This is a genomic window from Cyanobium sp. BA5m-21 (assembly GCF_024346235.1).
Taxonomy (GTDB): Bacteria; Cyanobacteriota; Cyanobacteriia; order PCC-6307; family Cyanobiaceae; genus Cyanobium_A; species Cyanobium_A usitatum.
The window spans coordinates 51871-71046 of the sequence record NZ_JAGQCO010000002.1 but is presented as its reverse complement, the minus strand read 5'-3'; the positions used below and the strand labels follow the sequence as shown (position 1 = coordinate 71046).

Here is a 19176-nt window from a genome sequence, read left to right as displayed (position 1 = left end):
CCTATTAAATCGGCTCCGCCAGCGTCTGTCCCGCTGCCTGCTCCAAACTGGTCTTCTGCAGGGCCCGCCGGCCGCTTTTTCATGATCGATCCGTCGACCTTCGCCCAGCGGCGTCAGCGTTTCTTCGCACAGCTCGGGGAAGCTGCTGCCGTGATTCCGGCGGCAACCCTGGTGACCCATCACGCCGACTGCGAGTGGCCCTTCCGCCAAAACAGCGACTTCTGGTACCTCACTGGTTTTGATGAACCCGAGGCGGTGGCCCTGTTTTTGCCTCACCGGCCCGAGGGTGAGCGCTACGTGCTGTTTGTGCAGCCCCGCGAGGCCAGCGCCGAGGTTTGGAACGGTTTCCGTTGGGGTACTGAAGGCGCCGTGGCCGAGTTTGGCGCTGACCTGGCCCACCCGCGCAGCGAGCTAGAGCAGCGCCTGCCCGACTACCTCAGGGGCGCTGAGGGCATCGCCTTTCGCGTTGGCAAGCACCCGAAGGTGGAGCCGCTGGTGCTGGCGGCTTGGGCCGCTCAGCTCGACCGAGCCCCCCGCAGCGGCCGGGCCGCACTGGGCCTGGTGGCCCCCTGTCCGCTCCTGCACGAGCTGCGGCTGCGCAAGGGCCCCGAGGAGCTGGAGCGCATGCGCGAGGCGGCGCGGATCTCGGCCGAGGCCCATGAGCTGGCTCGTCAGGTGGTGCGGCCTGGCCTCAATGAGCGGCAGGTGCAGGCCGTGATTGAGCAGCACTTCCTGGAGCAGGGTGCCCGTGGCCCGGCCTACGGCACGATCGTTGCCGGCGGCGATAACGCCTGCGTGTTGCACTACATCGCCAACAACGCCCCGCTGAACGACGGCGATCTCCTGTTGATCGATGCCGGTTGCTCCTTAGCCGACTACTACAACGGCGACATCACCCGCAGCTTTCCGATCAACGGACGCTTCAGTGGCGAGCAGCGCGCCCTCTACGAGCTGGTGCTGGCGGCCCAGGAGGCGGCGGTGGATTCGGTGGCCCCGGGCTTTAGCGCTGAAGGGGTGCACGAGACCGCCCTGCGGGTGCTGGTGGCGGGCCTGCTGGACCTAGGGCTGCTGGCGGGATCCCTTGACGGGGTGATCGAGCAGGGGGCCTACCGCCACCTCTACATGCACCGCACCGGCCACTGGCTTGGCCTTGATGTACACGATGTGGGGGCCTATCGCCTCGGTGAGCACCACGTGGAGCTGGAGCCGGGCATGGTGCTCACCGTGGAGCCGGGCCTCTACGTGAGCGATCGGCTGCCGGTGCCAGAGGGCCAGCCGGAGATCGAAGCTCGCTGGAAGGGCATCGGCATTCGCATCGAAGACGATGTGGCGGTAACGGCCCATGGCCATGAAAATCTCACCACCGCCGCCCTGAAGTCTCCGGCGGCGCTGGAGCGCTGAGGTTTAGGGCAGGGCATCAGCCCAGCTGCGGCAGGAGCGATTCCAGCAGGTTGGCCGTGCTTGGAATCACCACATCGGCGCCGGCCTCCAGCAGCCTGGCTTCGTAGGCGGCTCGCGCTTCGGGCTGCCTGTGCAGATGGGGTGGCGCTACCGCAAAGCTCAAGAAGCGCTGAGCTGGGCACTGGGCAGGGCACTGGGCGCGGGCGCGCTGCACGGTGAGCACATCGGCCACCGTGTCGCCCAGGTAAATCACCGGCGCTGCGCCAGCCCCCAGGCTCTCGCCGGCCAACCGGCTGGCTAGCAGCAGCAGGCCGGTGGGATCGGGCTTATCTGGCGCATCGCCCATGGCGATCAAGGGCGGATTGGCGAGCCCCAGGCGGGTTTGCAGCACGTAACGGCAGGAGGGGGGCTCAGCGCCACTCACGAAGCCGTAGGCCAGCCCTGCAGCCTCCAGAGCGGCAAAAAAGGCTTGCGGCACCAGTAGGGGCTCGTCGCGGATGAAGCCCCGCCAATGGCCCGGATCGCCGGCGGGATCGCCGCCGAAATAGAAGCCTTCGAACACCGCCACCAGCTCCTCAAACGCCGGTAGCGGGGTATGGCCGGTGCGGCGCAGCAGCTCCATCGAGGCCTGCCAATCGTTGTTCCAGCTTCCTTCGCTTTTAAGGCCGTCGATGGCGGCGGGCTCGGGACGCTGGCCATGGAAGTGGTGCACCGTTTCGACGATTGCCCGGCGGTAGCTGGCGCTTACATCGCGGATTACGCCATCGATGTCGAACAGCACGACGGCCCGGGGCGGAGAGGCGAACATGGGCATCAAGATTGGCTTTCAGGAACAGGCATCGCTTTCAAACTGGACGCTGGCTGCAGCGGTGGCCTCACTGCCGAATAGTTCAGCTGCCAGTGCCGGGCTGATCGTGAAGGTGTTCAGCCCTTCAGCGGCCAGGTGGCTGAGTTCGCTGGGCTGGCGCAAGCTGGCCACCAGCAGCCGCACGCTGGAGCCGAGCCCCGCAAGGCATCGCTGCATGGTGACCACTTCGGCTAGCCCATTGCGCCCCTGATCCTGGATGCGGCCCAGGTAGGGGGCGATGTATGCGACTCCCAGGGCCGCGGCGATCAGCACCTGGTGGGGCTCGTAGCAGGCGGTGAAGGTGACGGCAACGCCGGCGCCAACCAGCTCCCGGGCAACCGCTGCTCCCTGCTTGGTCACCGGCAGCTTCACGGCGATGCGGCCGGGGGCCAGGGCCGCTAGTTCCTGGCCGCAGCGCAGCATGTCTGCCGTGGTGGCGCCCCATGCCTGCAGGTGGAGTTCGGCGATGCCATGGGCCAGGGCCGTGCGGCTGAGGGCTGCCAGGCTGTCGAGGGTGCAGGGCTGGGCGGCCCGGCGCAGCAGGGTGGGGTTGGTGGTTACGCCGTGAAATAGGCCGCTGGTCAGCCACTGCTGCCAGGCTTTGGGATCTGCCGAATCGAGGAACAGGCGCAGGGCCATAGCCGCAGGCGGGGGCCGAGGGCGGCCAGGCGGCTGGTAGGTTAGTTCTTTGCTCTGTTGCCTTGAGCACTGACCCCATGACAGCCATTGAGAGCGCTCCTGACGCAGCAGTAACCGACATGGCCGAAGTGGCCGCGGCTGCCGAAGACACCACCACCCAGGGGCGTCCGGTGATGCGTGGCGGCAGTGCGGCTCTGGCGACCGCCATCATTGATGAGGATGGCGTTCCCTCTGGCTATACCCCCAAGGCTGACGAAGGTCGTTTCCTGCTCAAGATCCTGTGGCTGCCTGACAACGTTGCCCTAGCGGTGGATCAGATTGTTGGCGGTGGTCCGAGCCCTCTTACTTCTTACTTCTTCTGGCCCCGGGAAGATGCCTGGGAAACCCTCAAGACCGAGCTCGAAGGCAAGAGCTGGATCACCGATAACGAGCGCGTTGAGGTGCTCAACAAGGCTACCGAGGTAATCAACTACTGGCAGGAAGAAGGAAAAGGCAAGAGCCTGGACGACGCCAAACTCAAGTTTCCTGATGTCACTTTCTGCGGTACGGCCTGATCGTCGCTGAATTCTGAAGCTTAGTTTTTTGCCCAGATAAAAATTATATCTACAAGCGCTCCGCAAGGAGTGCTTTTTTATTCATCTTTTTTTATGCATCGTTTTGCTGAGTAACGGTATAGTCATAAAAAATCCGGAATACAACCCTAGGCACGGGTTGAAGTCCGGAATGAAATTCCTTGAAAATCTAGATTCCTTGAAAATCTAGATTCTTTGAAAATTAAACCGCTTTGCTAGCTTGAAAGCGGGCGCGAGAAGCAGCCAGTGCTTGCTGGGCTTTGAGCTTGTCTGGGCTAGCTGGCTTGCCCTCAAATGCAGCTGCTGCCGATTGGGCAGCCTCAAAGGCAGCCTCTGCGGATGCAGCATTAATTGAGCTGCCCAGCTCAGCGGCATTCACCAAAACGGTGACCTCGTCGGCCTCCACTTCGGCGAAACCACCCATCAGGGCGATCGTTGACCAAGCGCCGCCGGAGCGGAGACGCATTACGCCTGTATCCAGGGCTGCCAGCATGGTGACGTGGCCAGGCAGTATTCCTACTTGCCCAGTGGTGCTTGGCAGGATTACCTCTTCGGCGGTTCCATCAAAAACGCTCTGATCAGGGGCCAGAACGCGGAGGGTGAGACTCATGGGTAGGGGTCCTCAGGGAAAAGAAGGAATCAACCCTTGGCGTCGGCAAGAATCTTGGCGGCCTTGGCCCTCACCTGGTCGATGTTGCCCACCAGGTAGAAGGCAGCTTCAGGTAGGTCGTCTAGCTCGCCGGCCAGAATCATGTTGAAGCCCTTGATCGTGTCGTCCAGCTTGACGTACTCACCCTTTTGACCGGTGAAGATCTCGGCCACAAAGAAGGGCTGGGAGAGAAACTTCTCGATCTTGCGGGCCCGGTCAACCGTGCGGCGGTCGTCCTCGGAGAGTTCGTCGAGACCAAGAATCGCAATGATGTCTTGGAGCTCTTTGTAGCGCTGCAGGGTGCTCTGCACAGAGCGGGCGGTGCGGTAGTGCTCATCACCCACCACGGCTGGCTGAAGCATGGTGCTGGTGGAATCCAGAGGATCCACGGCCGGGTAGATGCCTTTGGAAGCCAGGCCCCGGCTCAGCACGGTGGTGGCGTCCAGGTGGGCAAAGGTGGTGGCAGGTGCCGGGTCGGTGAGGTCGTCTGCAGGTACGTAGACGGCCTGGATCGAAGTAATCGAGCCTTCCAGGGTGGAGGTGATGCGCTCTTGCAACATGCCCACGTCGGTGCCGAGGGTGGGCTGGTAGCCCACAGCTGAAGGCATGCGGCCGAGCAGGGCCGATACTTCTGAGCCGGCCTGCACGAAACGGAAGATGTTGTCGACGAACAGCAAGACGTCTTGCTTGTTCGTATCGCGGAAGTGCTCAGCCATGGTGAGTGCTGAGAGACCCACGCGCATGCGGGCACCAGGGGGCTCGTTCATCTGGCCATAGCAGAGAGCCACCTTCGATTTAGAAAGGTCGTCGGGGTTGATCACACCCGATTCCTTGAATTCCTCGTAAAGGTCGTTACCTTCCCGGGTGCGCTCGCCAACGCCAGCGAACACGGAAACGCCGCCGTGCTCCTTGGCGATGTTGTTGATTAGCTCTTGGATCAGCACGGTCTTGCCTACGCCGGCGCCGCCGAACAGGCCAACCTTGCCTCCTTGGCGGTAAGGAGCCAGCAGGTCGATCACCTTGATGCCGGTCTCAAAAACCTTGGGCTTGGTCTCCAGCTCAGTGAGGAGGGGGGCGGCGCGGTGGATCGAAGCGGTCAAGGTGGTGGTTACTGGACCCTTCTCATCCACCGGCTCGCCGAGCACGTTGAAGATGCGACCGAGGGTGGCCTCGCCCACGGGTACGCAAATTGGGGAGCCGGTATCAATAGCTTCCATGCCACGGACCAAGCCGTCGGTGGTGCTCATGGCAACAGCACGGACTCGGTGATCGCCCAGCAACTGTTGGACTTCAGCGGTAAGAGCGACTAGCTGACCGGCCGAATTTTTGGCCTCAATCCGAAGCGCGTTGTAAATCTTGGGCAGCTTGCCGGCCGGGAATTCAACGTCTAAAACCGGGCCAATCACCTGCCGGACGGTGCCTTTGGTGCCGGTGGCGGTAGCAGCTGCCATAGGTAAGGAAATCTTGGGGAAGCGCAGGGGGAATCAGCCCGCCTGAAGCGGCGCAACCTTACCACCGCGACAGGCGGTGGACCCTGTTCAGCATCTGTTCGCCCTGGTGGTTCGGTCACCCGCACGCTCTGGGCCTGGGCACCGGAACTTGATTGGGCATAAGTTGGCACTCGTTGAGCTCGAGTGCTAAATCGCCCCTCAGGCCCACTCAAGTTCACTGTTCTGTGGCGTCTCAGGCGTCATGTCATTGCTCCCGCAATCCATCCATGGCTGCTGTTTCTCTCAGCGTCTCCACGGTTAAGCCCCTCGGAGATCGCATTTTTATCAAGGTTGCCGAATCGGAGGAGAAGACCGCCGGCGGCATCCTTCTGCCTGACACTGCCAAGGAAAAGCCCCAGGTGGGCGAGGTGGTGCAGATCGGCCCCGGCAAGCGCAACGACGACGGCAGCCGCCAGGCTCCTGAGGTCAGCGTTGGCGACAAGGTGCTCTACAGCAAGTACGCCGGTACCGACATCAAGCTCGGCAGCGACGAGTTTGTGCTGCTATCCGAGAAGGACATCCTCGCCATCGTCAACTGACGACTGGCCGATTACTGAATCCGACCTAACCCCATAAGGACATCGCCTTCCATGGCTAAGCGCATTATTTACAACGAGAACGCTCGCAGAGCTCTCGAAAGAGGTATCGACATTCTGGCTGAGGCCGTTGCTGTCACCCTTGGACCCAAGGGCCGCAACGTGGTGCTTGAGAAAAAGTTTGGTGCTCCCCAGATCATCAACGACGGCGTCACGATCGCCAAGGAGATCGAGCTCGAGGATCACATCGAGAACACCGGTGTGGCCCTGATCCGTCAGGCCGCCTCCAAGACCAACGACGCAGCTGGTGACGGCACCACCACCGCCACGGTTTTGGCCCACGCCATGGTCAAGGCAGGCCTGCGCAACGTGGCTGCGGGCGCCAATGCGATCACCCTCAAAAAGGGCATCGATAAGGCTTCCGATTTCCTCGTAGGCAAGATCAAGGAGCACGCCAAGCCCATCTCCGACTCCAGCGCCATCGCCCAAGTAGGCACCATCTCCGCCGGCAACGACGAAGAGGTGGGGCGCATGATCGCCGATGCGATGGACAAGGTTGGCAAGGAAGGCGTGATTTCCCTGGAAGAAGGGAAATCAATGGTTACCGAGCTAGAGGTCACCGAAGGCATGCGCTTCGATAAGGGCTACATCTCGCCCTACTTCGCCACCGACACCGAGCGCATGGAAGCGGTGCTCGAAGAGCCCTACATCCTGCTCACAGACAAGAAGATCGGCCTGGTGCAGGACCTGGTGCCCGTGCTTGAGCAGATCGCCCGTACCGGCAAGCCCCTGCTGATCATTGCCGAGGACATCGAGAAGGAAGCCCTCGCCACCCTCGTGGTCAACCGCCTGCGCGGTGTGCTCAACGTGGCGGCAGTCAAGGCTCCTGGTTTCGGTGATCGCCGCAAGGCCATGCTCGAGGACATCGCCGTTCTCACCAACGGTCAGCTGATTACCGAGGACGCCGGTCTCAAGCTTGAGAACGCCAAGTTGGAGATGCTGGGCACCGCCCGCCGCATCACCATCAACAAGGACACCACCACCATCGTGGCCGAAGGCAACGATGTGGCTGTGAAGGCCCGCTGCGAGCAGATCCGCAAGCAGATGGACGAAACCGACTCCTCCTATGACAAGGAGAAGCTGCAGGAGCGTCTTGCCAAGCTGAGCGGCGGTGTGGCCGTGGTCAAGGTGGGTGCCGCCACCGAGACCGAGATGAAGGACAAGAAGCTGCGCCTGGAAGACGCCATCAACGCCACCAAGGCGGCTGTTGAAGAAGGAATCGTTCCTGGTGGTGGCACCACCTTGGCCCACCTGGCCCCCGCCCTCGAGGAGTGGGCTGCGGCCAACCTCTCTGGCGAGGAGCTGATCGGCGCCCACATCGTGGCCTCCGCGCTGACCGCGCCCTTGATGCGCATCGCTCAAAACGCTGGCGTCAATGGCGCTGTCGTGGCTGAGAACGTGCGCAACAAGCCCTTCAACGAGGGCTACAACGCCGCCACCGGCGAGTACGTCGACATGCTGGCTGCTGGTATCGTCGACCCCGCCAAGGTGACCCGCTCCGGTCTGCAAAATGCCGCCTCCATCGCCGGCATGGTGCTGACCACCGAGTGCATCGTGGCCGACATGCCAGACAAGAAAGATGCAGCTCCCGCCGGTGGCGGCATGGGCGGCGGTGACTTCGACTATTGACAGCGAGATGGGTGCCTTCTAGGCCCCACTCCTTCATCGTCAGCGAGGGCAGAAGGGTTTTCCTTCTGCCCTTTTTTTGTTCGTTTCCGTTCAGCCAAGCGGGCCCATCCATCCCGGCTGTATCGGTTGCCACCTTTAAAGGCTCTTTTGGTAGCGGTTGCTACTGGCTGCTGATCCGTTGGTCTTCAGGGTGGCGCCTGCTTTTGGCTCAGCTGTGCCGCTGCTGTTTGCAACCGATCTGGCCCTTCGCAGCGCCAACAATGGTTTTGTGCTGGTGAGTGCTGCCCTGGTGCTGATGATGACGCCAGCTCTGGCACTCTTTTATGCGGGCTTTGTTCGTAGCCGCAACGTGCTTAACACCATGGTGATGAGCTTCACCGCCATGGCCCTGGTGAGTGTGCTCTGGGTGTTGTTCGGCTACAGCCTGGCCTTCTCTCCCGGCAGCGGTCCCCTAGCTCCTTTCATCGGCGGGTTGCAGTGGGCGGGGCTCAGCAATTGGTCGGCGCCCTATGGGGATGGGCAACTCAGTCACGGTGCCGTTGCCCTGTTCCAGGTCACTTTTGCGATAATCACTCCGGCGCTGATTTCCGGTGCCGGTGGTGGAGCGGATGCATTTCCGCGCCTGGATGGTGTTTCTGCTGCTCTGGAGCACCTTCATCTATCTACCCCTGGCCCACATGGTGTGGGGCCCCGGTGGGTTCCTGGGCAGCTCCGGCCTCGGTGCTATCGACTTCGCCGGTGGCCTGGTGGTGGAACTGGCCTCGGGCGTGGCCGCCGCCGTTGCTGCCTTGGTGGTGGGCCGGCGTCGCAGTGGGGGCGTGGGCTATGCCGCCCCACCCCACAACGTGCCCTTCATCCTGTTTGGGGCGGGCCTGCTCTGGTTCGGCTGGTTTGGCTTCAATGGTGGTAGCGGCCTGGTGGCAGGCAATTTGGCCTCCCTTGCCTGCCTCACCACCAATACCGCTGCCGCTGCAGCTGCCCTGGGCTGGATGCTGCTGGAAACATGGCAGCGCGGCAAGCCCACTGCCGTGGGTGTGGCTACCGGCGCCGTGGCCGGCCTAGTGGCGATCACCCCAGCGGCTGGCTATGTGAGCCCTCTGGCGGCTGTGTTGATCGGCTTTGCGGCAGCACTAGTTTGCAGCTATGCCATGCAACTCAAGAACCGCTGGCGGCTAGATGACAGCCTCGATGTGCTGCCGGTGCATGGCGTGGCCGGGTTGCTCGGCACTCTGCTAACTGGAGTGTTCACGTTGAAAAGCCTCAATCCCGCTGGCGCCGATGGACTGCTAGTGGGCCAGCCAGGTCAGCTCTGGATTCAGCTCAAGGCCGCAGGATTCACCATCCTTTTTGTTGGAGTAGGCACGTATGTGATTCTTCTACTGATTCGCCTGGTGATGCCACTGCGTGTTAACGATATTCAGGAGCAGCAGGGCCTCGATATCAATGCTCACGGCGAAGAGGCCTACAACAGCGAATACACCGGTTAACCGGAGATGAAATTGAGGGCTGCGCCGTTATTGCAGTAGCGCTTGCCACTGGGCTTAGGGCCGTCGTCAAACACGTGGCCCTGATGGCCGCCGCAGCGCCGGCAGTGGTATTCGGTGCGGGGCACGATCAACTTGAAGTCCACCTTGGTGGCGATCCCTTTGGGCAGCGGTTGCCAGAAGCTGGGCCAGCCGGTGCCGCTCTCGTATTTGGCCTTGGAGCTAAACAGGGGCAGGGCGCAGCCAGCACAAACAAAAGTGCCTGGGCGTTTTTCGCTATTCAAGGGGCTGGAGAAGGGCCTTTCGGTGCCTTCCTGGCGCAGCACGTTATAGGCGGCAGGGTTGAGACGCTTCTTCCAGCTGGCTTCGCTGAGCTGCCAGGCGGGATCTTGGGCCTTGGAAGCTGCTTCGGCGCGGGAGACGCCAGTGAAGAAGGCGCCCAGGCTTGATCCCAGGGCTACCAGCAGATTGCGTCGCGGCATTGGCGTCACAGACCTAACCGAGCCAGCCGGCGCTGAGCACAACAGCCAGACCAAGAAAAATTGCTAGCAACGTCCAGCTGATGCGGTTGAGGGTGGCTTCGGCGCTACGGGCACTGGTGAACATCGAACCGCCGCTAGCGGCCAGCCCGCCCATGCCATCGCCCTTGGGGCTATGTAGCAGCACGCTGATGATCAGCAGAACGCCACTGCCAATCCACACCCATGACAAAACTGAAGTGAACATGGGCCTCTTTGGATAGGGGCAGGTTAAACGCCCAGGGTCTGGGGGATGGGACTGGATGCGGCTGCGGTGCCAGTTGCCAGGATCAGTGATTCACCGCTCATGGTTGCGGGCTTGGGCAAGTGCAAGATCTCCAGCAGGGTCGGGGCGATGTCGGCTAAGCCGCCATGGTCACGCAGCGACACATTGGTGCCGTGGCCGGGCAGCTTGCGTTTCTCGCCCTCAACCAAAATTACGGGCACGGGGTTTGTGGTGTGAGCCGTCCAGGGGCGACCATCTGGGCCCTCCATCACTTCGGCATTGCCGTGGTCTGCGGTGATCAGCAGCGTGCCTCCCATGCGGTTGGTGGCCTCCATCAGCTTTCCTACGCAGGTGTCGACAGTGGTGATTGCTTCAGTGGTGGCTTTCATTTTGCCGGTGTGCCCCACCATGTCCGGATTGGCGTAATTGATTACTACCAACGAGTAAATGCCCTTTTTGATTGCGGCAATACAACTTTCAGTGAGCTCGCCGGCGGACATTGCCGGGGATAGGTCGTAGGTAGCCACCCGGGGGGAGGGGACTAGGTGGCGATCTTCTCCAGGGAAGGCCTGCTCAATGCCCCCATTCATGAAATAGGTAACGTGAGGATATTTTTCGGTTTCAGCTGTGCGGAACTGGCGCAGCCCCGAGTTCGACACCACTTGGCCCAGTAAGCCATCGAGAGATTCGGGCGGAAAAGCTACCGCTACGGGCAAGCCCCTTTCGTATTGGGTGAAGGTGACCACATCCAGTTGGGCTTGGCGCTGCCGGGAGAAGTCGTCAAATTCCGGCAAAACCAGGGCGCGGATCAACTGGCGCACCCGGTCGGGCCGGAAGTTGAAACACACCAGAGCGTCTCCGCTCTTGATCAATCCCTCCGCCAATCGCAACGGTTCGAGGAATTCGTCGCCGATCTCTTGGGCGTAGGAGGCGTGGATGGCGTTGACCGGGCTCAGCTCGGATATCTCGCTTGGTTCGGTTAAGAGTCGATAGGCCTTTTCGGTGCGGTCCCAGCGGTTATCGCGATCCATGGCCCAGTAGCGGCCGCAGAGGGTAGCGATTCGGCCCACGCCGGCCCGACTGATCTGCTCTTGAACCTGGGTGACGAATCGGGGGGCACTGCTCGGGTCCGTGTCCCGGCCATCGGTGATCACGTGGATGCAGACATCCTTGAGACCGCGGCTCGCGGCCCATTGCAACAAACCCCCTAGGTGGGTGATGTGACTGTGCACGCCCCCATCGGAGCACAGGCCGATCAGGTGCAGGCAGCCGCCCTTGAGAAGTAGGCGGTCGGCTAAGGAATTGAGCGCAGGGTTGGCGGCCAGGCTGCCGTCCTTGACAGCTTGGCTGATCCGCACCAGCTCCTGGCGAATGATTCGACCGGAGCCGATTGTGAGATGGCCCACCTCAGAATTGCCCATCTGATGATCTGGCAGGCCGACAGCGGCGCCGCTGGCCTCAATCAGGGTGTGGGGGTAGGCGTGCCAGAGGGCATCCATCACCGGGGTGCTGGCAGCACGTATGGCGTTGTGATCGGCTTCGTGGCTGTAACCCCAGCCATCCAAAATGGCGAGTACTACCGGGGCCACAGAGGATGAAGCCCTAGAGGCCGATGCTGGGCCTGGCACCAGGGTGGATTGCTGCTGGGAGGGAATAGTCGTCACCCGTCTGGCCTAGCGACGTTGAACCAACGCCTTCCAAAACCAACTTACAGTGCAAATGTGCTGCGATCCCAACTGCTTCCCTCGGGGTCAGCCTTTGGTCACACAGCCAACCAGCCCTAGCCGACTCCTTATTCCCTAATGCATCGGCTTGAACTGCTCTCATCCCTGGATTTGGGCCGCACCCTTGACCGGCTTGCCTCCCAGGTGTTGGAAGGCGTGGCCGATAGCAGCTCCTTGGTGCTTCTCGGCATACCCACCCGTGGAGTGGCGTTGGCTGAGGTTTTGGCCTCCCGCTTGGCAGTCTTAGCCGGCCATCCGATCGACCAAGGCAGTGTCGATCCCACCTTTCATCGAGATGACCTGGAGCGAGTCGGCACCCGCCTGGGCCAGCCCACCGATTTGCCCGTGGCTCTGGATGGGCGCCAGGTTGTGTTGGTGGATGACGTGATCTTTACGGGGCGCACTGTGCGGGCGGCCCTTGAAGCCTTGCAAGCCTGGGGGCGGCCCAAGCGGGTCAGCTTGCTGGCCATGGTGGATCGCGGTCACCGGGAGCTGCCGATCCAGCCTGATTTCTGTGGAAAGCTAGTGCCCACCAGTCGCCAAGAATCAATCCAGCTCTGCCTACAGGAGATCGATGGCGAGGAGGGGGTGTTCCTGTTGCGGCCGGAGCTCTAGCGAGAGTCAGGCAAGCGATCAGGCGGGAGCCAGCTCATCTGAGCGGAAATGGGCTCGAAATTTGCCGAAGGCAACTACCACCGGCAAGGTTGGGCTGATCACCCGGCCCTTCCACTCGTTGAGAACGGTGACCACCTCACCCTGTTGGCCTTTGAGATCGAAGGCGACCCCGCGGTGCTGGGGGTGGTGGTAGACGACCACGCTTTGGGAGACCTGAACCTGATCACCTGGCTGCATGGCTCCAGAGCTTCATCGCGGGGCCAATCTTGTCACGCGCCAATCACCGCTTGCTGGATCGGCGCTGACAGGCCGTCTCCGGCCCGGCCTCAACCACCTGTCCACCTAAGGCCCGACAGGCCTCCTGGAACGCGGACCACTCGTCCATACCCTGGGAGATTCGTTGGCGCACATGGGCATCGAGTTGGGCGGCGGGCACGGTGTGGGGCAGCTGGCCATGGGCGTCGTGTTCGCGCTCCTGCACTGACAAGCCTTCGATGCCCTTCTGCACCTTGGCTTGTAGGCCGCGGCTCTGGGTCTTCCACCAGGGATGGTCAATGCGGGTGAGGGCTTCGAGGGCCTCCCACCAGCGCTTTTGCTCTGTGAGGCCCTTGGCCCGCTCCAGCTGCAGCCGGTTGCGAGTCCAGTTTTCACTGAGTTTGTCGCCCAGGCTGTCGCCGTCGGCCCGGTGGTCATCGCCCATCACAGCCAGGATCTTCAGGGCAGCGGGTAGGTCGCCCTCCTGGAAGCGGGTCATGGCGCGCTGCTGCAGGTTTTGCTGCCACACCAGCAGCCGCTGGCGGTCGGCTTCGCTGCCGGCAAGGGAGTTCACCAGTTGCAATTGCAACTGCAGAGCCTCGCCCCAGCGCTCCTGCTGCCAGAGCTGGGCCGCTTTGCGGCGCCGGCAGCTGCCTTGTTCGGCAGGGGCCTGCCCCCCCAGCCAGCGCAGGGCTTCGAGCTGTTCGCTGTAGCGCAGGCAGGCTTCTAAGTCGCCGCTCCTTGCCGCCTGCTCCAACCGTTGCGGCAGCTGCTGCTCCCACCAGTAGGTCGCCCCAATGCCGCAGGCCACAAGACCCAGGGTGAGACCCAGCCAGAAACGGGGCAGCCTGTGGCGGCGTAGGGCCAAGGCAAATACGGAAGTATGAAACTTAGTTTTATGGACGCTGCGGCCGAGATGCCGTCAGCGGAGGGCAGCGCTTGCGGCGTCCACTTAAGTTTGCCGCTAACTCTCAGCGCACCGGGCCAAGAAGTTGGGGGGCGCTGAGGCGACCACTGCGTAGGTCCGTGACCTCCAGCACCAGCTGGCCCTGGTCGTTGACAGAAAATGACAACCGCAGACAGTCCTCGCCAGGCTGTCCCGGCACGTCCAGGGCAAGGTCTGGGGGTTGCTCGCTCCAGGGCATCACTCGGGCTTGCCCCGCTGGTCGCGGACGCAGCACCGGTAGCCCGGCCTCAAACACCACCTCGCTGCGTCTTTCGTTGTCTGGTTCTCCCAGCACCAGCTCCAGGCTTCGCTGGTTGGGGCTGCTGCAGGCGAGCACGATTTCCAGCGGCCGCTCACTCGGCCAGGTTTGTCCCGCCACAAACAGCGGTTGCCAGTGATGGCGGCTGGAGCGCTGATCCCAGCAGCGCAGGCAAATTCCGTGGCGCAATACATCCCGCACCCGCACCCCCGGGGTGAGGGCCAGGGCCCCCAGGGCTACGGCTTCCACCGGCCGGCTTTCCTGCAGGGGAATGCCGCCGCAGCGCTCCTGCAGCCATTGGCGGATCAGGGGCATGCGGCTGCTGCCACCAACCGGCAGCAGGGCGGTGATCTGGTTTGGGGCCAGTCCATCGCGGCGGGCTCCCGCCAACACGACCTCCAACAGATCATCGAGTTGGGCCAGCAAGCCCCGCTCCACCAACAAGGCGTTTAAGCGGCTGCGACTCAGCCGCAGTGGTTGGGGAGGCAGGCCCGCTGGACTCCAGAACACCAGGGCCTCTTCGGCGCTGCTGAGCTGGCATTTGAGCGATTCAGCTGCCTCCAGCAGGGCCCCATTAAGGGGGGCTCCGGGACAAAGGTGGGCTGCGATCCAGCGATCTATATCCCGGCCTCCCAGGGCTACCCCCGCCTTGCCGATCACCCGGGCACAGCGCAGGGCCTGGCGACTTGAACTCAGATCCCGGCCGGCGAAGCGCAGCAGCTGGGCCATGGGCGCCGGGCGACCCTCGCCACCCTCTAGGGCCACCAGGGAGAGGTCGATGGTGCCGCCTCCCAGGTCCACCACCAGCACCGTGCTGCCGGCAGGCAATCCCGCACCGATGGCTGCGGCGGTGGGCTCGTCCACCAGGGCCAGCTCCGGCACCTCTAGCTCGCGGCATACCTCCTGCAGCCATTGGCGGTAGCGGGGGTAGCTGTCAATAGGAGCGGTCAGCACCAGCCGCTCGGGCGCAAGCCCTGGCGGCAGGGCGGCCCAGAGTTGCCTCAGCAGCAAGGCTCCGGCCTGTTCTGGCCGCAGTGGCAAGGCTGGGGGTGGTTGGGGCGCCGGGCAGGGGAGCGCGCCTATTTGCCGTTTGAAGTCCCGATGCAACTGGGGGCCATCGCTGTGGGCCAGGCCCGCCTCCAATACCTGGCGACCGATCAGGGGCCGTGGCATGGCTGGATCGCTGAGCCATAGCAGCGTTGGCACCGCAACCGGCTCGCTGGTGCTGTAAGGCGGCAGGGCCAGCAGCTTGGCCGCGGTGTCTGGCCCCTGGTAGGCCACCACCGTGGTGCTGCTGCCTAGATCAATCGCCAGCGTGCCCCGCATTACACCCTTCTAAACGGGGAGTTGCCGCTGTTGACCTAGGTTGAGGTGATTGAAAGGTTGCCCATGCAGAGCGGTATTGACGTCAACTACAAGGAACTGGCCCAGCGGGCCGAGAGCCTGATCCGCCACACCAGCAACCGTTACCTCACCACGGTGAAGATTGCTTTTCGGGCTAAGCAGCGTCGTTTCGATGATTTCGATGGCCTGCTTGACGATTCAATGATCAAACCCGTGCAGCGGGCCATCATCGAAATGAGCGATGAGCAGGACCAGCCCGATTTGCTGCCCGGCTGATTCGGCGGATGCTTGTTCAAGAAGGTGAGGGGTGGAGGTGGCTGGAGGATTCAGCCCGCCACCCCTTTTCTTTTTTGATTGGTGGCCAGGGCTGGGCCTCTGAGCTCACAGCGGAGGAGGCCCGTGGGCTGGGTCAGGCTCTGGTGCAGTTGGTGCAAGAGCACCATGATCTGGCCAGTCAGTTGATGGCTGAAGAGTCGATCAGCATTGAGCTAGAGCGCGGCCCTTTGTGGATTGCCTTGGAAGGCGACCGCAACGCCTGGTCACTGCGGTTTGTGCTCACGCCTGGGGCTGATTGCCGTGCCGTTGAGGGCAGCTGGCTACCCGGGCCTAGCGCGGCTTTGGTGGCGGCCCTGGCTCAGGGGGCTGGCGGCTAGCTGGGGCATGTGGGCAAGCCAGCACGGTTGCAGCTGAGACCCAGCGGCAGTTGAAGCTGTTCAGCACTGCTGATCATTGCCGTATTCCCGCCCAGCCCCCAGATCACTCTTGGTTTTGCTCAGTTTTTCCCCAGGTCAGTTGTTCAGATGGGTCTTGCCCACTAGGGCCTGGGGAGAAGCTCGCTGCCAGAGCCTTTCCCCTTGACAGCGCTGGCTCCAGCCTCACCGCTTGGCCCAAAGGCGAGGGGGCCATGGCAAATGCTCTGGCAGAGCTGGGTTCTTAGCTTTGGAGGCTGGCCAGGGCAGCTTCGCCAGGCCATTTGACGGGCCCGGCCCGATGTGGAGAACTGGTGCCACACAAGGCCGTTATTTCCCATGGATCTGCAGACTCCCGTCCGAGCTCAAGCTCCCGTGGAGGGGGAAGGCTTAACGGTGAGCTTTCGCGCAGAGGTGCCTGAGGCATTACTGGCCTCGATGCGTGGCTTTATCGACCAGCACCCCAATTGGGATCAATACCGGTTGTTTCAAGCTGCCCTGGCTGGTTTCCTGGTGCAGAACGGCCTTGGCGACCGGGAAGTCACCCGCTGCTACCTGGCAAATCTCTTTCCCGCCCAGGCGAGCTTCAGGCAGCAGTGAGCTGGCCCCGGTCCTCCTGGCCGAAGAGTTGCTGGTAGGCGGCCGTGAGGGTGCAGGCCGCCGCTGGCAACGCCACCACCAGCCCGATGAGCAGCACCAGGAAGCCGGCCAGCACCATGGCCAGCAGCACCAGGGTTAGGCCTAGGGCTTGGAGCCAGTGGGGATCGGTGGCGGCCCGACCGCTGCGAAAGGCTGCCAGGGGGGTAAGCCCTCCGATTAGGGCTAGCGGCAGGCTCAGAATTTGATCGGCGCTCAAATAAACAATGGCTGCCAAACCCGCCACCAGCGGTAGGGGGGCTAACAGAGGTTGAATCATCGTGAGCAGCCAGGAGCTCGCCTGGGCCAGGCGCACTATCAGTGCCAGCACCACCAGGATCAGCACCACGGTTCCAAAGCAGCGCAACATCGCTCTGCCATCGACCCGGATCAGTGCTCCCAGCCTGGGTCGCCCCTGATTGAGAGCTAGTTGGGCCCCCCGCATCAACCCCACCACCAGCCAAAGCCCGGTAAGGGCATAGATGATCCAGGCCGCCGCCGCCAGGGTGATGGCGATGGGGTCGGGCTTGCCCAGCAGCGACAGCACCAGGCTGCTTTCGTAGCGATAAAGAAGCTGGGCAGCCAAATTGGCGCCGCCGCTCAGCAGGGTGAACCCCATCAGCACCCAGGGGCAGTGGCTGAAGGCAGCCCAGCCTCGCTCGACGGCGCTGCGGATGGCTAGGGGGGGCTTGGGGCTGATCTGGGCCAGTTGGCTCATGGCGACTCAAGCAGGTCCAGCAGTCGCTTGGCACTGCTGGGCTCAACCGGCAGGATCGAAAGACGGTTGCCCCGCTTCACCACCCCCAGCTGCTCGGGGCTGAAGTTTTCCCGTAGGGCATCCAGGCTGAGCAGCTGCTGGAAGTGGCGTAAGTAGCGCAGCCGGCAACAGTCCCAGCGGGGCTTTTGCAAGCTTGCGGCGGGATCGAAATATTTGGAGTTGGGATCAAATTGGCTGGGGTCAACAATCTGGGTTTCAACCACCTCCATCAAGCCCACGATGCCCGGTGGTTTGGTGTTGGAGTGGTAGAAAAAAGCCCGATCGCCAATTTGCATGCTCCGCATAAAGTTGCGGGCCTGGTAGTTGCGAATGCCGTCCCATAGGGTGCTGCCTTCCCGCTGCAGATGGTCAATCCCATAGACATCGGGCTCGCTTTTCATCAACCAATAGGCCATGGCCCGTTGCGGTCGCCTGGTGCGCGAATGTTAGGAGCTAGATAGCTGAACGCCCTTACAGCGACATCACCAGCTCGCGGAAATGATCACCACGGGCCTCAAAATCGTTGTATTGGTCAAAGCTGGCGCAGGCAGGGGAAAGCAGTACCGCTAGGCAGCGATGGCTGCGGGCTAATTGGTCGGCCAGGGGTACGGCTTCAGTCAGGCTGTCGCAGCTGTGCACAACTCCGCTAAAGCCTGCCTGGCTAAGTAGTTGATCAAACTCAGCCTGGGCAGCTCCGTAGAGCACCACCGCTGCGGCTTTCTGTTGCAAGGCTGCCAGCCAGCTATTGGGATTTCCCTGCTTTGATTCACCACCGGCTAGCACTACTAGCGGACCGTCCAGGGCATGCAGCGCCACCTCGGCGGCGTCGTAGTTGGTGGCCTTGCTGTCGTTGTAGAAGCTGATGCCTTCCTGCTCGCGGATGAGCTCAAGCCGGTGGGGCACGCCGGTAAAGGAGCGGAAGGCTTGCTCCATCTGGGCGCCGCTCAAGCCGGCTTCGAGCCCGGCCGCAGCGGCCAGCAGCATGTTTTGGCGGTTGTGGGCGCCGGGCATGGCTAGGCAATCCGCAGCCATTAAAAGTTTGCCGGGGCCGGTCTCGCCGGGCTGGGGGGCTTGCCATACCTGGCCAGCTTCGATCCAGAGACTGGGCTGGATCGTGGGGGGGAGGTCCTCCCGGCTGCCGGCGGTGACCCAGATGGCCCGCTGCAAGCCGGCGGCATGGGCGCGTAGGTCGGCGTCATCGGCGTTGAGTATGGGCGACGTGGAACGCTCCAACAGGCTGCGTTTGATGGCCCGGTAGGCCTCAATGGTGCCGTGGCGCTCGAGATGGTCGGGGGTCAAGGTGGTCCAAATTCCTACCCGTGGTGCCACTTGAGGGGCCGATTCGATCTGATAGCTGCTGAGCTCCATCACCAGCCAGTTGGGTTGGGGATCGCCGCGCTCCAGTCGCTCCAGCACCAGCTCGGCCCCAGAGAAGCCAACGTTGCCGCCCATGGGGGCATCGAGCCCAGCGTGCTGAAGCAGGTGGCTCACCAGGTGGGTAACGGTGGTTTTGCCATTGGTGCCGGTGATGCCGATCCAGGGCACGTCGCCACTGGCTTGGAAAGCCAGCTCCATTTCGCCTTTGGTGCTTACTCCTGAGTTGCGCAGCTCCACCAGGGTGGGATGGTCCCAGCGGATGCCTGGACTCACCACCACGGCTGCTGGAGTAGGGCCAAGGGCGGCAAAGGCGTCGCCGTGGAGGGGCACGCCTAGCAGCACATCAATGCCTGCCTGGCGCAACTCGCTCGCTTTGGTTTCAAGTGCTGGGCTGGATTGGATCTCAATCACCAGCACCGCATGGCCGAGATGGTTAAGCAGCCGAGCAGCACCAATCCCTGAACGAGCAAGTCCAACAACAACGGTCAATTCCCTTGTTGCATCTGCCATCTCGAAACTTAGG

Annotated in this window: 22 protein-coding genes and 1 pseudogene; 10 read left to right on the top strand and 13 right to left on the bottom strand. The window is 62.6% G+C overall.

Annotated features, from left to right (window positions below; all coding sequences use genetic code 11):
* The first annotated feature begins 81 nt into the window (after window positions 1–81).
* Window positions 82–1401: an aminopeptidase P N-terminal domain-containing protein gene (locus tag KBY72_RS01080; RefSeq protein ID WP_254959841.1), complete on the top strand. Its 1320-nt coding sequence runs from the start codon at window positions 82–84 to the stop codon at window positions 1399–1401.
* 16 nt (window positions 1402–1417) lie between these two features.
* On the opposite strand, the gene KBY72_RS01075 is transcribed toward KBY72_RS01080, so the two are convergent.
* Complete coding sequence (locus tag KBY72_RS01075; RefSeq protein ID WP_254959840.1) at window positions 1418–2209, bottom strand: TIGR01548 family HAD-type hydrolase; 792 nt, start codon at window positions 2207–2209, stop codon at window positions 1418–1420.
* Window positions 2210–2227: 18 nt separating this feature from the next.
* Complete coding sequence (locus KBY72_RS01070; protein ID WP_254959839.1) at window positions 2228–2887, bottom strand: transaldolase family protein; 660 nt, start codon at window positions 2885–2887, stop codon at window positions 2228–2230.
* A 77-nt stretch (window positions 2888–2964) separates the two neighbouring features.
* On the opposite strand from KBY72_RS01070, the gene KBY72_RS01065 reads away from it, so the two are divergent.
* A complete protein-coding gene (locus KBY72_RS01065; protein WP_396121796.1) occupies window positions 2965–3441 on the top strand; it encodes a 30S ribosomal protein PSRP-3 in 477 nt (158 codons plus the stop codon).
* A 220-nt stretch (window positions 3442–3661) separates the two neighbouring features.
* Here the strand turns inward: KBY72_RS01065 and atpC are convergent, their stop codons facing one another.
* Window positions 3662–4069, bottom strand: coding sequence for an ATP synthase F1 subunit epsilon (atpC, locus tag KBY72_RS01060; protein ID WP_106502320.1), 408 nt, complete (start codon window positions 4067–4069; stop codon window positions 3662–3664).
* Window positions 4070–4098: 29 nt separating this feature from the next.
* Complete coding sequence (gene atpD / locus KBY72_RS01055; protein ID WP_254959838.1) at window positions 4099–5559, bottom strand: F0F1 ATP synthase subunit beta; 1461 nt, start codon at window positions 5557–5559, stop codon at window positions 4099–4101.
* A gap of 266 nt (window positions 5560–5825) precedes the next feature.
* Between atpD and groES the strand changes: the two genes are divergently transcribed.
* The 4 genes and pseudogenes from groES (at window position 5826) to KBY72_RS01040 (ending at window position 9310) form a co-directional block, all read left to right on the top strand.
* On the top strand, window positions 5826–6137 hold the full coding sequence (gene groES, locus KBY72_RS01050) for a co-chaperone GroES (RefSeq protein ID WP_254959837.1): 312 nt from the start codon (window positions 5826–5828) through the stop codon (window positions 6135–6137).
* A gap of 51 nt (window positions 6138–6188) precedes the next feature.
* Complete coding sequence (groL, locus tag KBY72_RS01045) at window positions 6189–7823, top strand: chaperonin GroEL (RefSeq protein ID WP_254959836.1); 1635 nt, start codon at window positions 6189–6191, stop codon at window positions 7821–7823.
* Between the two features lie 295 nt (window positions 7824–8118).
* Window positions 8119–8358 (top strand): annotated as a pseudogene (locus tag KBY72_RS14480) (ammonia channel protein); the annotation flags it as partial.
* 73 nt (window positions 8359–8431) lie between these two features.
* On the top strand, window positions 8432–9310 hold the full coding sequence (locus KBY72_RS01040; protein ID WP_254992950.1) for an ammonium transporter: 879 nt from the start codon (window positions 8432–8434) through the stop codon (window positions 9308–9310).
* On the opposite strand, the gene msrB is transcribed toward KBY72_RS01040, so the two are convergent.
* Genes msrB through gpmI form a run of 3 tightly spaced genes read right to left on the bottom strand, consistent with a single transcriptional unit; the run spans window position 9307 to window position 11640 of the window.
* The gene (gene msrB, locus KBY72_RS01035; protein ID WP_254959834.1) at window positions 9307–9789 is read right to left on the bottom strand and encodes a peptide-methionine (R)-S-oxide reductase MsrB; all 483 of its coding nucleotides are present in this window, start codon (window positions 9787–9789) and stop codon (window positions 9307–9309) included. The genes KBY72_RS01040 and msrB overlap by 4 nt on opposite strands.
* Before the next feature lie 13 nt (window positions 9790–9802).
* Entirely contained in the window at window positions 9803–10033 is a 231-nt protein-coding gene (gene secG, locus KBY72_RS01030; RefSeq protein WP_254959833.1) for a preprotein translocase subunit SecG, read from the bottom strand.
* Window positions 10034–10056: 23 nt separating this feature from the next.
* A complete protein-coding gene (gene gpmI, locus KBY72_RS01025; protein ID WP_254959832.1) occupies window positions 10057–11640 on the bottom strand; it encodes a 2,3-bisphosphoglycerate-independent phosphoglycerate mutase in 1584 nt (527 codons plus the stop codon).
* A 213-nt stretch (window positions 11641–11853) separates the two neighbouring features.
* Here gpmI and pyrR point away from each other — a divergent pair, with 213 nt between their 5' ends.
* A complete protein-coding gene (gene pyrR, locus KBY72_RS01020; RefSeq protein ID WP_254959831.1) occupies window positions 11854–12390 on the top strand; it encodes a bifunctional pyr operon transcriptional regulator/uracil phosphoribosyltransferase PyrR in 537 nt (178 codons plus the stop codon).
* An 18-nt stretch (window positions 12391–12408) separates the two neighbouring features.
* Here the strand turns inward: pyrR and KBY72_RS01015 are convergent, their stop codons facing one another.
* The 3 genes from KBY72_RS01015 to KBY72_RS01005 all read right to left on the bottom strand — a co-directional run bounded on the left by KBY72_RS01015 (window position 12409) and on the right by KBY72_RS01005 (window position 15176).
* Window positions 12409–12627 carry a ferredoxin-thioredoxin reductase variable chain gene (locus KBY72_RS01015; protein ID WP_254959830.1) on the bottom strand — a complete coding sequence of 73 codons (219 nt, stop codon included), beginning with the start codon at window positions 12625–12627 and terminating at the stop codon, window positions 12409–12411.
* Window positions 12628–12670: 43 nt separating this feature from the next.
* The gene (locus KBY72_RS01010; RefSeq protein WP_254959829.1) at window positions 12671–13513 is read right to left on the bottom strand and encodes a hypothetical protein; all 843 of its coding nucleotides are present in this window, start codon (window positions 13511–13513) and stop codon (window positions 12671–12673) included.
* A gap of 103 nt (window positions 13514–13616) precedes the next feature.
* Entirely contained in the window at window positions 13617–15176 is a 1560-nt protein-coding gene (locus KBY72_RS01005; RefSeq protein ID WP_254959828.1) for an Hsp70 family protein, read from the bottom strand.
* A gap of 63 nt (window positions 15177–15239) precedes the next feature.
* Here KBY72_RS01005 and KBY72_RS01000 point away from each other — a divergent pair, with 63 nt between their 5' ends.
* From KBY72_RS01000 to KBY72_RS00990, 3 genes are all read left to right on the top strand, one after another.
* A complete protein-coding gene (locus KBY72_RS01000; protein WP_254959827.1) occupies window positions 15240–15470 on the top strand; it encodes a DNA-directed RNA polymerase subunit omega in 231 nt (76 codons plus the stop codon).
* Window positions 15471–15478: 8 nt separating this feature from the next.
* Complete coding sequence (locus KBY72_RS00995) at window positions 15479–15847, top strand: DUF1818 family protein (protein ID WP_254959826.1); 369 nt, start codon at window positions 15479–15481, stop codon at window positions 15845–15847.
* 375 nt (window positions 15848–16222) lie between these two features.
* Window positions 16223–16483 carry a DUF2811 domain-containing protein gene (locus KBY72_RS00990; RefSeq protein WP_254959825.1) on the top strand — a complete coding sequence of 87 codons (261 nt, stop codon included), beginning with the start codon at window positions 16223–16225 and terminating at the stop codon, window positions 16481–16483.
* Here KBY72_RS00990 and KBY72_RS00985 read toward each other — a convergent pair.
* From KBY72_RS00985 to murD, 3 genes are read right to left on the bottom strand one after another with little or no spacing between them, the layout of a single operon-like run.
* Entirely contained in the window at window positions 16470–17237 is a 768-nt protein-coding gene (locus KBY72_RS00985; RefSeq protein ID WP_254992949.1) for a hypothetical protein, read from the bottom strand. The two genes, KBY72_RS00990 and KBY72_RS00985, sit on opposite strands and share 14 nt — an antisense overlap.
* Window positions 17234–17692, bottom strand: a complete 459-nt coding sequence (locus tag KBY72_RS00980; RefSeq protein WP_254959823.1) for an EVE domain-containing protein — start codon at window positions 17690–17692, stop codon at window positions 17234–17236. The genes KBY72_RS00985 and KBY72_RS00980 overlap by 4 nt, the downstream gene beginning before the upstream one ends.
* 55 nt (window positions 17693–17747) lie before the next feature.
* Window positions 17748–19163, bottom strand: a complete 1416-nt coding sequence (gene murD, locus KBY72_RS00975; protein ID WP_254992948.1) for a UDP-N-acetylmuramoyl-L-alanine--D-glutamate ligase — start codon at window positions 19161–19163, stop codon at window positions 17748–17750.
* Window positions 19164–19176: the final 13 nt, after the last annotated feature.

Bases quoted from the DNA above. Each gene is read 5' to 3' on its own strand.
- atpC (WP_106502320.1), bottom strand. From the start codon at position 4,069: ATGAGTCTCACCCTCCGCGTTCTGGCCCCTGATCAGAGCGTTTTTGAT.
- KBY72_RS01015 (WP_254959830.1), bottom strand. From the start codon at position 12,627: ATGCAGCCAGGTGATCAGGTTCAGGTCTCCCAAAGCGTGGTCGTCTAC.
- KBY72_RS00995 (WP_254959826.1), top strand. From the start codon at position 15,479: ATGCTTGTTCAAGAAGGTGAGGGGTGGAGGTGGCTGGAGGATTCAGCC.
- murD (WP_254992948.1), bottom strand. From the start codon at position 19,163: ATGGCAGATGCAACAAGGGAATTGACCGTTGTTGTTGGACTTGCTCGT.
- KBY72_RS00985 (WP_254992949.1), bottom strand. From the start codon at position 17,237: ATGAGCCAACTGGCCCAGATCAGCCCCAAGCCCCCCCTAGCCATCCGC.
- KBY72_RS00990 (WP_254959825.1), top strand. From the start codon at position 16,223: ATGGATCTGCAGACTCCCGTCCGAGCTCAAGCTCCCGTGGAGGGGGAA.
- KBY72_RS01000 (WP_254959827.1), top strand. From the start codon at position 15,240: ATGCAGAGCGGTATTGACGTCAACTACAAGGAACTGGCCCAGCGGGCC.
- secG (WP_254959833.1), bottom strand. From the start codon at position 10,033: ATGTTCACTTCAGTTTTGTCATGGGTGTGGATTGGCAGTGGCGTTCTG.
- msrB (WP_254959834.1), bottom strand. From the start codon at position 9,789: ATGCCGCGACGCAATCTGCTGGTAGCCCTGGGATCAAGCCTGGGCGCC.
- KBY72_RS01040 (WP_254992950.1), top strand. From the start codon at position 8,432: ATGCATTTCCGCGCCTGGATGGTGTTTCTGCTGCTCTGGAGCACCTTC.
- pyrR (WP_254959831.1), top strand. From the start codon at position 11,854: ATGCATCGGCTTGAACTGCTCTCATCCCTGGATTTGGGCCGCACCCTT.
- KBY72_RS01070 (WP_254959839.1), bottom strand. From the start codon at position 2,887: ATGGCCCTGCGCCTGTTCCTCGATTCGGCAGATCCCAAAGCCTGGCAG.
- KBY72_RS01075 (WP_254959840.1), bottom strand. From the start codon at position 2,209: ATGTTCGCCTCTCCGCCCCGGGCCGTCGTGCTGTTCGACATCGATGGC.
- KBY72_RS01005 (WP_254959828.1), bottom strand. From the start codon at position 15,176: ATGCGGGGCACGCTGGCGATTGATCTAGGCAGCAGCACCACGGTGGTG.
- KBY72_RS00980 (WP_254959823.1), bottom strand. From the start codon at position 17,692: ATGGCCTATTGGTTGATGAAAAGCGAGCCCGATGTCTATGGGATTGAC.
- atpD (WP_254959838.1), bottom strand. From the start codon at position 5,559: ATGGCAGCTGCTACCGCCACCGGCACCAAAGGCACCGTCCGGCAGGTG.
- KBY72_RS01065 (WP_396121796.1), top strand. From the start codon at position 2,965: ATGACAGCCATTGAGAGCGCTCCTGACGCAGCAGTAACCGACATGGCC.
- KBY72_RS01080 (WP_254959841.1), top strand. From the start codon at position 82: ATGATCGATCCGTCGACCTTCGCCCAGCGGCGTCAGCGTTTCTTCGCA.
- groES (WP_254959837.1), top strand. From the start codon at position 5,826: ATGGCTGCTGTTTCTCTCAGCGTCTCCACGGTTAAGCCCCTCGGAGAT.
- groL (WP_254959836.1), top strand. From the start codon at position 6,189: ATGGCTAAGCGCATTATTTACAACGAGAACGCTCGCAGAGCTCTCGAA.